The following is a 12799-nucleotide window of genomic DNA, read 5'->3' as shown; positions in this document are numbered from 1 at the left end:
GGCAGGTTCTGACGCCACAGTTTCAGGTTCGTGAGGCGTAACCTCCACGATATCCGCATCGGCCAGCGCCAGCGCGGCCAGTTCATCGTCGCTCAGCGGTGCATCATCTTCTGCGGGAACGGGCGCAGGCTCAGTGGTTTTCGCCGGTGCTATCCCGCCCTCCTGCTGAGTCAACGCACGTTCAGCGGCTGACGCAGGGGGCGTCGGCTCTACTGTGGCGCCGGGAGCGAGGGGGCGTTGCGGTTCAACGACGTGTTCAGGGGTTGCAACGGTCTCTTCCGCATGGTTTTCCGCCTGACTTATTGCCGGGGCTTCCTGTTCTGGCTGCTGGACTTCCGATTGTGCAGTCTGTGATGTCTGCTCTTCCGTTGAGGATTGTTTCTCTTCTTCTTTGCCAAATCCCAGCCAGGAAAAAAAGCCTCGTTTTTTCTCTTTTGCCATTGTGTAACCACACTCCTCGATGGCTTCATCCCGGTAGCACAATGTACCCAGGGTTAAAAACAGTAATGGGTGATAAACGCCAGATGAGCGTCAAACCGCAGAATTATGCATAACAGCAGCAACGCTGTAGTCTAACACTTTCCAGCCAGCTCACCACAGCACCCTTTTTTAACGTTTCTTCTCATCGTTTCGCCCGTTAAACTACGCAACAAATTATGAAGATTTGTGAGCAAAATGATAAAACCTCCCCGTAAGACTGGTGGTGCAGGCCAAATCCGCATCATTGGCGGACAGTGGCGCGGCCGCAAATTGCCGGTGCCGGACAGCGCCGGGCTCCGGCCGACTACCGACAGAGTGCGCGAAACCCTGTTTAACTGGCTGGCGCCCTCTATTCAACAGGCCGACTGCCTGGACTGCTTTGCCGGTAGCGGCGCGCTGGGGCTGGAAGCCTTGTCGCGTTTTGCCGCATCGGCAACCTTACTGGAGCTGGAACGCCCGGTGGCGCAGCAGCTGTCAAAAAATTTACAGACGCTACAGGCTGCTAACGGCAAGGTTGTGCAGACAAACACCCTCACCTGGCTGGCTCAGGACGGTAAACCCTTTCATATCGTGTTTATCGATCCCCCCTTTCGCCAGGGCCTGCTGGAACAAACGCTGCAACTGCTGGAGAATAACGGCTGGCTGACTGCTGATGCACTCATCTACGTTGAAAGTGAAGTCGAGCGCGGTTCACCGCCGGTTCCGGCGCACTGGAATCTTTACCGCGAAAAAATTGCCGGCCAGGTGGCCTATCGCTTATATCAGCGCCAACAGGAGACACACGATGTTACTTAATTTAGGACGCCTGCTGATGCTGTGCGTGTGGGGTTTTTTACTGTTTAACCTGATTCATCCTTATCCGAAGCCATTGACCTGGTTTATCAATGTGGCCCTGATATTTATGATTCTGATGCATGGTTTGCAGTTGGTTCTGCTGCGCACCACACAAGGCAAAGATGCACCACCGATCGATCGTGTCACCCAGATAAAGGTCTTTTTGTTTGGCGTTTTCGAACTGGTTGCGTGGCAGAAAAAAAATTTTCCACGTAAGTAATATCAGTAACATCGTCACGGCGGGCACCAGACCCGCCGTTAACGCTGGGTGGGCGTAAAACGAATAAAACGCGTGCCCTGCAGGGTAAGCTCCCCTTCCGTGCCCTTGTCCATCAAATGGTAGTCGCCCTCGCTCACCCGCATTTTGATATCGCTTTCGCCGTTCAGCGGATGAAACCAGGCTTCATAGCGCATTTCGTCTCCGGCGATGACTTCACGCTCACGCGACCGGCGGCTGGAAACCGAAAACTCACGTTTGGTTTTCACTTCGACCGCCAGCGTACGTACCGGCGAAGCATCGTTAACGGCGGCCTCACGCCGCTGCCTGATGAACTGGCGGGTCGCTAAAACCGCAATAACAGCCAGTACAATAATAAAAAGGAGCGGTGGTTTCATACTATCCCAGCTTTATCAGGTTACAGAGGGTGCAGGTTACGTGCTAAAGCATACAACCAGACTTCACCGATTGTCACATCGTGCTGGCGTAACCTAGACTGATAGGAGTTTTTCAGGAACTGTCACCATTTTTGGTAAAAAGGGAGAAGCAATGCTCTGGTCCTTTCTCGCTGTACTTTTCTCCGGCTGGCTGTATGTGGATGCCTCTTACCGGGGGCCGCAATGGCAACGCTGGTTATTCAAACCGGTCACCTTACTGCTGTTAGTCGGGCTGGCCTGGCAAGCGCCGACGCGTAGCACCTCTGACTATCTGATTGTGGCCGGACTGGTCGCCACCCTGATCGGCGATACGCTGACGCTGCTGCCACGGCAGCAAACGCTCTATGCGCTGGGGGCGTTTTTCCTGTCGCATCTGCTCTATACGCTGTGCTTTGCCGCCAACATGACCATGAGTTTCTACTGGCCTATTCCGCTGACCTTTTTGATTATCGGGGTTGTCGTGATTGGTGTGCTGTGGAGTAAGCTGGAAACGCTACGCTGGCCGGTCTGTACGCTTATCGGTATGACGCTGGTCATGAACTGGATGGCAACAGAGCAGTATTTTTTCCGCCCGAGCGATTACAGCTTCTCGATTCTTGTCGGTTCTGCTCTGCTTCTGCTGGCCAATATTGTGTGGTTTATCAGCCATTACCGCCGCCGCTTTAGCGCGGACAGCGCCATCGTCGCCGCCTGCTATTTTGCCGGTCACTTTATGATTGTCCGTTCCCTGTGGATCGCCTAAGAAACCGTCACAATAAATCTGGAGATGGATGAAACCGTCGGGTGTAAGATAAGCCGTGGGCATGTTGCCCACGACTTCCGGAGGTTATATGCATCAACATCATGCTTGTGGCTGCGGTAAGCCCTGCGGCACGCACCGTGCCGCGAAACCGCTTTGTGCGATTCGCCCTGTCCGTTCCGGCACTCTCTCTATTATTGCTGCGACGCCCGAAACCGCTGACGGCAACGGTGGTGGTAGTGACTGCCCGTGTGCTGGCTCATCCGGCAGCGAAGCCGATGACGAAGGTGACCGACGACGGTCCTCTGATGCCTTTCAGTTCAGCTGGCTGGTCAGCGGTATGGACTGCCCCAGTTGCGCCCGCTCCATCGAAACCGCCGTTCGCCAACTGCCTGACGTTACTCAGGCCCGCGTGCTGTTCACCAGCGAAAAACTGGTCGTTGACGCCCGTGCGCCGGTTCAGTCTGCAATAGAAGACGCCGTCAGAAAAGCCGGCTTCCAGCTCTCCTCAACATCGGTTTCCGCCCCTGTGCCATCCCCATGGCAAACCTGTCTCCCCCTGATACTGCTTGCCGGGTTGATGCTAGCCAGTACGGCGCTCAGCCAGGTCAGTGCTGTGTGGGGCGATCGATTATTTATTCTGACCACGCTGGTTGGTCTGATTCCGGTAGCGCGTAAGGCATGGCAACGCCTGCGAACGGGTTCCGCCTTTACTATTGAAACCCTGATGACCCTGGCATCGGCAGGGGCGCTGTTGATTGGCGCTCATGCGGAAGCGGCCATGGTCCTGCTGCTGTTTCAACTGGGTGAACGACTGGAAGCCTATGCGGCAACCCGCGCACGCAGTGGTGTGAGCCAGTTGATGGCGCTGCGCCCCGAATCAGCCGTGCGCCTGCAAAATGGCATTCGCACTGAGGTTCCACTGGCGGCGCTGCAGCCCGGCGACCGGATTGAGATTGCCGCCGGTGGTCGTCTGCCGGTAGATGGATGTTTAGTCGCTGAAAGCGCCAGTTTCGATGAAAGCGCCTTAACCGGGGAGTCGTTGCCGGTTCTGCGCTCGCGGGGCGAAAAGGTGCTGGCAGGCGCCACCAGCGTGGATCGCCTGGTGGAACTGGACGTGGTGTCAAAACCCGGCGAGAGTGCCATTGACCGCATCTTGCAACTGATTGAGGAAGCGGAAACCCATCGCGCGCCGGTGGAACGTTTTATTGACCATTTCAGTCGACTTTACACGCCAGCGATTATGCTGTTGGCCCTGCTGGTCATGGTGTTACCGCCCCTGTTCGGCGCGGGCCCCTGGCTACCATGGATTTATAAAGGCCTGACGTTACTCCTGATTGGTTGTCCCTGTGCGTTGGTGATCTCAACGCCCGCCGCCATTACCTCCGGCCTGGCGGCGGCGGCACGTCGTGGCGCACTCATCAAAGGTGGCGCGGCACTGGAGCGCCTGAGTACGGTGCAGACGATTACGTTCGACAAAACCGGTACGCTGACAGAAGGTAAACCGCAGCTAACCCAAATTTTACCGTTCGGCGATCTCACTGAAGAACAGATTCTGCTGCTGGGCGCAGCCGTGGAGCAGGGTTCAACGCATCCGCTGGCGACGGCCATCGTGGCCGCCGCACAGGCCCGAGGCTTGACTATCCCGTCAGCCACTCACCAACAGGCGATGGCCGGAAGCGGTATCAGGGCAGAGATTGAAGGCCAGCGCGTTGAACTGCTGGCACCGGCGCGCGTCAGCCTTCTGGACCCGCAGCAACAACGCCTGATTAGTGAGCAGGAAGCGCAAGGCGACACGCTCGTTATCCTGCTGCGTGAGGGCAAAGCGCTGGGTGCGCTGGCATTGCGCGATCGCCTGCGCAGTGAAACCCCTGCCGCTTTGCAGGCGTTAAAAGCGCTTGGCATCAACAGTATTATGCTGACAGGGGATAACCCACGTGCGGCAGCCGTGGTGGCGCAGCAACTGGATATCGCATGGCACGCGGGCTTATTACCTGCCGACAAAGTTGAGAAGGTTCGCCAGCTCAGTCAGCAGCAGGTCGTCGCGATGGTGGGTGACGGCATCAATGATGCACCTGCCATGAAGGCGGCAACGCTGGGCATTGCGATGGGCAACGGCACCGATGTCGCGCTGGAAGCGGCCGATGCGGCTTTAACGCGCAATCAGCTTAGCCATCTGGCTCCGATGATCAGGTTGGCACGTCGTACCCGGGGCATTATTCGCCAGAATATTGGTATTGCACTGGGGCTTAAGGCACTGTTTCTGGTCACGACGCTGCTCGGTCTGACCGGATTATGGCTGGCGGTACTGGCTGATTCAGGTGCCACCGCGCTGGTCACGGCGAACGCGTTGCGGCTGTTGCGCTCGCGGGATTAACCCTCTGACGGCGGCAAACGCCGCCGTTATTCGCCCATCCCTTTCTTGATCAAAAACTGATAGGGCAGCGTTTCCGTTTGCGCGGCCAGCAGGCGATGTTCCATAAAACGGCAAAAACCGGGAATATCCCGCGTGGTTGCCGGATCGTCAGCGACGATCAGCAGCGTTTCCCCCTCCTGCATGCCGCGTACGGTTTTGCGCACCATCATGACCGGTTCGGGACAGCGCAGGCCTTTAGCATCCAGCTGATGGTCGGCGGAAGAAAATACATCACTCATGACGATCTCAATTCAGGTTGGCGGGCGCCTATTCTAGCGCGTCGGCCCTCTGACGCAAGGCGGTAACGATTGCGTTAAAATTAGCCATTGCATTAATAGCACAACAGGGTAAGATGCGGCCGTTTTTTGTTCATGAAACCGCCGGGCGCTGAATCCTCTACGCACGGCAATGGGTTCCCTCACCCCACCATTAAAAAGGCTTATTATGCTCGCATTTACACCGCGTCAGCGCACCTACGCGCTTCTTTGGCTGTCCCTGTTTCACCTGTTGGTGATTACCTCCAGTAATTATCTGGTGCAGTTGCCCGTTTCCCTGTTCGGCTTCCATACCACCTGGGGCGCGTTTAGCTTCCCGTTTATTTTCCTGGCAACCGATCTGACCGTTCGCATTTTTGGTGCGCCGCTTGCACGACGGATTATTCTGGCGGTGATGGTTCCTGCCCTGTTTATCTCCTATACCATTTCCAGCCTGTTTTATCAGGGCGAGTGGCAAGGCTGGCAGGCACTGCAACAGGTGAATCTGTTTGTCGCCCGTATCGCCTGTGCCAGCTTTATGGCTTATGCACTGGGCCAGATTTTGGATGTGCACGTATTTAATCGCCTGCGCCGTTTGCCGCAGTGGTGGGTAGCGCCGGGCTGCGCCATGTTTTTAGGAAATATCAGCGATACGCTGGCGTTCTTTTTTATCGCCTTTTACAAAAGCTCCGACCCGTTTATGGCGCAGCACTGGGTGGAAATCGCCCTGGTGGATTACAGCTTCAAGGTGCTGATCTGCATGGTGTTCTTCCTGCCCGCCTACGGTGTGTTGCTGAATGCGGCGCTGAAACGTCTGGCCGAACGCCAGGCTCAGCCACAGATACATTTCGGCTAACCGGCCATTCAGCCTTTCCTGACAATCCGCTAAAATCTTCTGACAATACTCAGGTTGCGTTTGCAACCTGATTCCTGTTGTATAAACGCCTGAGCGGAAATTTAAAAAGGGATTCTGATGCGTAATTTAGTGAAATATGCGGGAATTGGTTTGCTGGTCCTCGGCCTCGCGGCCTGTGACCAAAAGAAAGATGAAGCGGCAAACGACAACGGCGCATCTGCCAGTCAGTCGGCACAAACCGTGACGCTGATGGATGGCAAGTTAAGCTTCTCCTTACCACCGGGCATGTCCGACAAGAGCGGCAAGCTGGGTTCACAAAGTACCAACATGCACGTTTATGCTGATGAGAGCGGCGCGCGGGCAATTATCGTGATTGCGGGTGATCCCACCAACGAAGGTCTGGATGTTTTATCTCAACGTATGGAACAGCAGCAGCGTAACCGCGATCCGCAGCTACAGGTTGTCTCGAACAAAGCGGTGACGCTGGGCGGCGAACCCGCACAGCAGCTGGATACGGTGATTTCAGCTAACAACCAGACTTCATGGTCTTCGGTCGTGTTGGCCAAGGTGGACGGTAAGCTGATGACCATGCAGATTACGCTGCCGGGTCAGAATCAGCAGCAGGCACAAAGTGATGCTGAAACGGTAGTGAAGAGCATTGCACTGAAATAATTGCGGACGGGCGCTTGCCCGCCCTGCGCGTTATTGCCTGTTCCTGAACGCTAAGCCACGCACCGTGCGGAAGATATCACTCCGCACGGTGCGCTCATCATCCTGCCTGCTTTGGCTATCGCACCTGCTCGCGTGCCATGCGCCAGTATTCAATCAAACGCAGATAATTCTCTTTTACCGCCGTCACCAGCGCGTCGTCACCGATCTCATCCTGCAACCACTGGCGTGAAGGCTGAGCAAAGATAGTGCGTCCCACCGCGAAACCTTTTACCCATGGCGCTTGCGCAGCCTCGGCAAAACCGGCTTTCAGCTTCTCCTCTGGCGCATCCAGCCCAAGTAACAGGATGCCGCGACAGTGAGGGTCCTGCTCCTCAATCAGGGTGCCAATGGCCTGCCAGCTTGCCGTCGACAGAGGGGGTAATTTCCACCAGTCCGGCTTAATCCCCAGTCCATAAAAGTGGCTCATCAGCATCTGATAAAAGGCTTCATTATGATCCGGCTGGCTGTCTGGCAGAATCACCTCAAGCAGCAGTTCGTGCCCGCTTTTGTTGCAGCTTCTCCAGACATCCAGTAACAGGGCATCCTGCTCTTCCCGCAGTTCTGCACTGTCGTGAGGATGATAGAACACCAGACATTTCACCACGTGCTCTAACGGCCAGCTAATAAGCTGGGTGCCGATATTGCCGTGTTCAAGACGCAGGGGGCGCGATCCCGGTAGCTCTATCGGCCGCCCGATCCATCTGTTCTTGCCGGTAATGGCGTTAAGCGCCCTTTGACCAAAGGTCGTATCGGCCAGAATCCCGCTTTTCATCTCTATGCCCGCCTGCTTTACCGCCTGCTCTGCGGCCTGCAACAGCAGAAGCTTGAGCTGCGAAATGCGGCTAACGTCAGCGCCCGCGGCCAGGGCCATATCGACCAGTTGCTTGCGATGGTCAAAGGCGAAAATATTGAGCTCAGGCCAGGCTTGCTGTCGGGACGTTACCCGGTGCAGGTGGGTCAGTTGGCTATCCAGATCCGGGCGTTTTACCGCCTTTTCACGGCTCAGGAAATCGTCCAGTTCCTCTCGGGTTGGCATCGCCGGGGCGCAACCGTGGCGTGAAACCACCAACGCACCACAGGCGTTGGCATAACGACAGGCCTGCTCCCAGCCCTCATCGTTTAGCCAGCCACGCAGCAGACCCGACATAAACGCGTCTCCGGCCCCCAACACATTTAACACCTCGACGCGTACGCCGCTGTGCAGCTTAACCTGATCCCAGCTTTCCGGAATCTCGTTTTCAAAGACAACGCATCCCATTGCGCCCCGTTTACAGACCAGCGTGGCACGGCTGACCTCGCGCACCTGTCTGAGTGCCGTCAGCGTGTCAGTGCTGCCGCCCGCAATATGAAACTCTTCTTCGGTGCCGACGATAAGATCGAAGTAATGGACGACCTCCTGCAGTTGCGCCGTCACCTCGGACGAGGCAATGAAACGTGTTTCACCATCACCCAGCGAGGTTAATCCCCACAGCACCGGGCGATAGTCGATATCCAGCGCCGTGCGCAGACCGTTTTTGCGGGCAAAATCCAACGCTTTCAGCACGGCGGCACGCGTTTGAGGATGCGATAAGTGAGTGCCGGTGACCGCCACTGAGCGTGAAGAAGCAATAAAGGCCTCATCAATGTCCTCTGGCACCAGCCCCATATCGGCGCAGTTATCGCGATAAAAGATCAGGGGAAAGGTCTCTTCATCTTTAATGCCGAGAATGACCAGTGCGGTCAGGCGCTTTTTATCGGTTATCAGCGCATCCGTATTGCAGCCCACACGTTGCAGGCTCTCACGTAAAAACCGGCCATTATGCTCATCGCCAACGCGCGCCAGCATGGCCGATCGCAACCCCTGAATGGCCGTGCCGTAAGCGACATTACCCGACGAACCACCAAGATATTTGGCGAAGGACGTGGTGTCCTCCAGCCGCGCGCCAATTTGCTGACCATAGAAGTCGACGGCGATGCGTCCAATACAAATCACATCAAGACGCTTCTGTTGTGTACTCATACTTCTGGTTTCCTTCTGTGATGAGCAGACACTGCGGACAGGTTGGGGATCGAGGTCTGAAGGTGTCTGGTTAACGATAAATGCAGTATGAGGAACAAATATTCCAAATTCAATTCAAAATGAAACTTACAATGCGATTATGTGAACCAGTTAAAAATCTATTATTCCCTGACGACCGATCGTGCAGCCGGGCAACTTATCTCGCGATGCCCGTGCCACAAGGCGAGCGGCTTTGCGCTCGCTTTCGTGACGCGACAGCGGGGATGAAATGAAACGCCATAAAAATATGTAACTATTACTAAACATTCCAGTTCCCCCTGTTATCTGATTCGCCACAGATGATTCAGGAATGTAAATTTGATCCCACTCGCAAAATGAAATATTTCTTCTGTAATGGTGTTTTATGAAAAATGCATTTGTTTATAATCCACTGACATTTCAGTTTTCCAGATCGCGTTCTCCGTTCCGCCTCACCCGTTGCAGCGGATGGGCATAAACCGCCGGGCAAGAACGAGCACGGCATGTGGCATACGCATCTGGCGCAGGCCAAAAAAGCGTGATTTCCGGGCCGTTTAACGGCTCATGTGTCTTATCTCCGATTTAACCCTACAGGTGTAATTATGACGTTGAAACTTGGTGTGATTGGAACAGGTGCGATTGGTCAGGAACACATTCGCCGCTGCAACAATGTCTTACAAGGGGCAAAGGTAGTGGCGGTATCCGATATCAACGTTGAAGGGGCTAAGGCTGCGCTGCAACGACTGAATATTGATGCAGAAGTGCACCAGGATGGCTTTGACGTGATTCACTCACCCAATGTCGATGCGGTGCTGGTGACCTCATGGGACCCGACCCATGAAGAATTTACCCTTGCGGCCATTGCGGCCGGTAAGCCGGTCTTTTGTGAGAAACCGCTGGCGATGAGCGCAGAAGGCTGTCGTCGGGTGGTAGACGCAGAAATCCAACATGGCGCGCGGCTGGTTCAGGTCGGGTTTATGCGACCTTACGATGCCGGTTACCGTGCGTTGAAGAAAGTGATTACTGACGGTGAAATCGGCGAGCCGCTGATGCTGCATTGCGCGCACCGTAACCCGACGGTGCCGGAAAATTACAACACCGAAATGGCCATCACCAATACCTTAATTCATGAACTCGACGTCCTGCGCTGGCTGACGAGTGATGATTACAAAAGCGTGCAGGTGGTTTTTCCACGCGTCACCGCCAAAGCCCATTCGCATCTGAAAGATCCACAAATCGTCCTGTTTGAAACGCAGAAAGGCGTGCGCATTGACGTGGAAATCTTTGTTAACTGTGCCTATGGCTACGATATCCAGTGTGAGGTTGTCGGTGAGGAAGGTATCGCCAGACTGCCAGAGCCTTCATCGGTGCAGCTGCGTAAGCAGGCCAAACTGTCCAACACGATTTTAGTCGACTGGAAAGACCGCTTTATTGAGGCTTACGACGTCGAGCTGCAGGCGTTTATCAACGACGTGAAAGCGGGCCAGTTAACCGGTCCTTCTGCCTGGGATGGCTTTGCTGCCTCGGTGGCTGCGGATGCCTGTATCAAAGCACAAAAAAGCGGTGCCATTGAACCTATTGAAATGCCCGCCCGTCCGGCATTTTACAACTAATCCCTATCGCCATAAGCAGGTAACCGATGAACAACGATAACGTTAAGCTGGCGATAGCGCCCATTGGCTGGACAAATGACGATATGCCGGAGCTGGGCAGTGAAAACACCTTTCAGCAAACCGTGAGTGAAATGGCGCTGGCAGGCTTTACCGGCAGTGAAGTTGGCAGCAAATACCCACGCGATCCTGCCATTTTGAAACCGATGCTCGACATTCGTGGCATTCAGATCTGCAATGCCTGGTTCAGCACTTTCTTTGCTCAGGGGGATAAAGCTGAAACCCTTGAGGGATTCACGGCCCACATGAATTTTCTCTATGACATGGGTGCCCGCGTCATCGGCTGTTCCGAACAGAGTAAAAGTATTCAGGGCACAGCGCTTGCGGTGCTGGACCATAAGCCTGTCTTTAATGACGATGAGTGGCAGCGCACGGCGGAAGGTTATAACGAGCTGGCCGCGCTCGCGGCCGCCAAAGGTATGCGTGTCTGCCTGCATCATCATATGGGTACGGCTATTCAGACGCCCGCCGAAATCGATCGTTTTATGGCGTTAACCCATGACGAGGTGGGCTTGCTCTATGACACCGGCCACATCTACTACTCCGAAGGTTCACAGGACGTCATGCTGACGGTGCTGAAAACCTACCTGCCGCGCATTTTTCACGTTCATCTGAAAGATGTGCGGGATGAGATTGTTGCTGAAGTACGGGACAAGCATCTGTCATTTCTGGATGGGGTAAAAAAGGGCACGTTTACCGTACCGGGCGATGGTGTCATTGATTTCAAACCGGTTTTCAAAATTCTTGATGACTACGGCTATAAAGGCTGGATGGTCGTTGAGGCCGAGCAGGACCCCGCGCTGGCCAATCCGTTTGAGTACGCGGTTAAAGCCAGAAAGTATATTCGCGAGAACACCGGGCTGTAAGCCGGTATCGGTGCCTGAGCAACGCGTTATACGGTTATCAGGCTGCGCCCAATGTTGTCTCCGGGCGCAGCCTTTTCACGTCGGTAGAGCTGAAACCGCCGCTTTCGCCAGTGACGACGAATCTGTGAGTCATTTCATAAACTAATGAAATAAATTCCGCCTATAAAACAAACAAATGAAATTTTCCAACCATCTGATATCATATCGTCCATTATCCAGCCACGCGTTACACAAATGAGCAGACTTCATGAGCAATAATCCTTCCCAACTTTCTCAGCTGCAGGACGAAATTCGCCGCCGTTATGAAACGCTGAGCAAACGTCTGAAGCAGGTGGCTCGCTATATTCTTGATAACAGTAACAGTATTGCTTTTGATACCGTGGCCTCCATTGCACAGCAGGCGGATGTACCGCCCTCTACCCTGATTCGCTTTGCCAATGCGTTTGGCTTTAGCGGGTTCAACGAAATGAAACAAGTTTTTCGTCAGCACCTGATGGAAGAAACCGTTAACTATACTGAGCGTGCGCGGCTATTCCGTCAGACGGCGGCCGATGATGCCGCCAACTCACCCGAAAGCCCAGCCGAAATCCTGAATGTGTTCACCATGGTTAATAGTCAAGCACTTCAGCAGTTGGCGATGCAGGTGAGTCCTGAGCAGTTAAACAAAACCGTAGAACTCCTGAATCAGGCCGAGAACGTTTACGTTATCGGCCTGCGCCGTTCGTTTAGCGTCGCCTCCTATTTGGTTTATGCCCTGCGCCATCTGGAACGCCGTGCTTTTCTGATTGACGGACTGGGCGGCATGTTTACTGAACAGCTTAATCTTGTGACCCCGAAAGACGTGGTGATAGCCATCAGCTGCTCACCTTATGCCAGGGAAGCCGTAGAAGTGGTGGAACTGGGGGCGAAACGGGGTGCCAGCTTAATTGCGATTACCGACAGCCAGGTTAGCCCGCTTGCAGCGTTTAGCGACGTCTGCTTTGTGGTACGCGAAGCCCAGGTCGACGGCTTCCGCTCTCAGGTTGCCTCGCTGTGCCTGGCGCAGACGCTGGCAGTGTCCCTGGCATTGGCTAACGCCCAGACCGGTCAAATCTCCTGACAGGCCGCCGTCTGCGACGGCGTGGCTTGCCTGTTATACCTGTACGACTGACCCCACCTGAATAAAGCCGGGCGCATCCTGCCATCGCGCGTACAGCCTTTTGCGTCACAAAAAAGGCAGCCCGCAGGCTAATGCTGGTCACTTAAGGTGACCAGCCTTTTTTTTATCGGCATATTTCCGGGATCTTATTCGCAGCTCCCGCG

At 54.8% G+C, this 12799-nt stretch carries 12 protein-coding genes and 1 pseudogene; 9 read left to right on the top strand and 4 right to left on the bottom strand.

The genetic code is table 11. The annotated features are described in order from the left end of the window. A pseudogene (locus NR177_RS16065) lies at window positions 1-441 on the bottom strand (signal recognition particle-docking protein FtsY); the annotation flags it as partial. 234 nt (window positions 442-675) lie between these two features. Here NR177_RS16065 and rsmD point away from each other — a divergent pair. Together rsmD and NR177_RS16055 are read left to right on the top strand one after the other, a co-directional pair. After that, the gene (gene rsmD / locus NR177_RS16060) at window positions 676-1275 is read left to right on the top strand and encodes a 16S rRNA (guanine(966)-N(2))-methyltransferase (RefSeq protein WP_109717876.1); all 600 of its coding nucleotides are present in this window, start codon (window positions 676-678) and stop codon (window positions 1273-1275) included. Then, complete coding sequence (locus NR177_RS16055) at window positions 1265-1534, top strand: DUF1145 family protein (RefSeq protein WP_013027564.1); 270 nt, start codon at window positions 1265-1267, stop codon at window positions 1532-1534. The genes rsmD and NR177_RS16055 overlap by 11 nt, the downstream gene beginning before the upstream one ends. A gap of 38 nt (window positions 1535-1572) precedes the next feature. On the opposite strand, the gene NR177_RS16050 is transcribed toward NR177_RS16055, so the two are convergent. Next, window positions 1573-1929: a DUF2500 domain-containing protein gene (locus tag NR177_RS16050; RefSeq protein WP_063877559.1), complete on the bottom strand. Its 357-nt coding sequence runs from the start codon at window positions 1927-1929 to the stop codon at window positions 1573-1575. A 151-nt stretch (window positions 1930-2080) separates the two neighbouring features. On the opposite strand from NR177_RS16050, the gene NR177_RS16045 reads away from it, so the two are divergent. Together NR177_RS16045 and NR177_RS16040 are read left to right on the top strand one after the other, a co-directional pair. Beyond that, complete coding sequence (locus tag NR177_RS16045; RefSeq protein WP_096012677.1) at window positions 2081-2710, top strand: lysoplasmalogenase; 630 nt, start codon at window positions 2081-2083, stop codon at window positions 2708-2710. Between the two features lie 88 nt (window positions 2711-2798). Then, a complete protein-coding gene (locus NR177_RS16040) occupies window positions 2799-5084 on the top strand; it encodes a zinc/cadmium/mercury/lead-transporting ATPase (protein WP_256853233.1) in 2286 nt (761 codons plus the stop codon). Window positions 5085-5110: 26 nt separating this feature from the next. Here the strand turns inward: NR177_RS16040 and tusA are convergent, their stop codons facing one another. After that, the gene (tusA, locus tag NR177_RS16035) at window positions 5111-5362 is read right to left on the bottom strand and encodes a sulfurtransferase TusA (RefSeq protein ID WP_063877562.1); all 252 of its coding nucleotides are present in this window, start codon (window positions 5360-5362) and stop codon (window positions 5111-5113) included. Window positions 5363-5567: 205 nt separating this feature from the next. Here tusA and NR177_RS16030 point away from each other — a divergent pair, with 205 nt between their 5' ends. Together NR177_RS16030 and NR177_RS16025 are read left to right on the top strand one after the other, a co-directional pair. Beyond that, a complete protein-coding gene (locus tag NR177_RS16030) occupies window positions 5568-6233 on the top strand; it encodes a 7-cyano-7-deazaguanine/7-aminomethyl-7-deazaguanine transporter (RefSeq protein WP_063877563.1) in 666 nt (221 codons plus the stop codon). Window positions 6234-6350: 117 nt separating this feature from the next. Beyond that, window positions 6351-6905, top strand: a complete 555-nt coding sequence (locus NR177_RS16025) for a DcrB family lipoprotein (RefSeq protein WP_063877564.1) — start codon at window positions 6351-6353, stop codon at window positions 6903-6905. Window positions 6906-7020: 115 nt separating this feature from the next. Here NR177_RS16025 and iolC read toward each other — a convergent pair whose 3' ends face one another. Continuing rightward, complete coding sequence (gene iolC / locus NR177_RS16020; RefSeq protein WP_256853232.1) at window positions 7021-8943, bottom strand: 5-dehydro-2-deoxygluconokinase; 1923 nt, start codon at window positions 8941-8943, stop codon at window positions 7021-7023. 620 nt (window positions 8944-9563) lie between these two features. Between iolC and NR177_RS16015 the strand changes: the two genes are divergently transcribed. From NR177_RS16015 to NR177_RS16005, 3 genes are all read left to right on the top strand, one after another. Next, a complete protein-coding gene (locus NR177_RS16015; protein ID WP_145394641.1) occupies window positions 9564-10574 on the top strand; it encodes a Gfo/Idh/MocA family protein in 1011 nt (336 codons plus the stop codon). A 26-nt stretch (window positions 10575-10600) separates the two neighbouring features. Next, window positions 10601-11497: a myo-inosose-2 dehydratase gene (gene iolE, locus NR177_RS16010; protein ID WP_256853231.1), complete on the top strand. Its 897-nt coding sequence runs from the start codon at window positions 10601-10603 to the stop codon at window positions 11495-11497. Between the two features lie 247 nt (window positions 11498-11744). Next, window positions 11745-12596, top strand: coding sequence for a MurR/RpiR family transcriptional regulator (locus tag NR177_RS16005; RefSeq protein WP_063877569.1), 852 nt, complete (start codon window positions 11745-11747; stop codon window positions 12594-12596). Window positions 12597-12799: the final 203 nt, after the last annotated feature.

This window comes from Pantoea sp. Fr+CA_20 (genome assembly GCF_024520835.1).
GTDB classification, from domain to species: domain Bacteria; phylum Pseudomonadota; class Gammaproteobacteria; order Enterobacterales; family Enterobacteriaceae; genus Pantoea; species Pantoea allii.
Note: the sequence above shows the minus strand (reverse complement) of the source record. Positions and strands in the feature narration are given on the sequence as shown.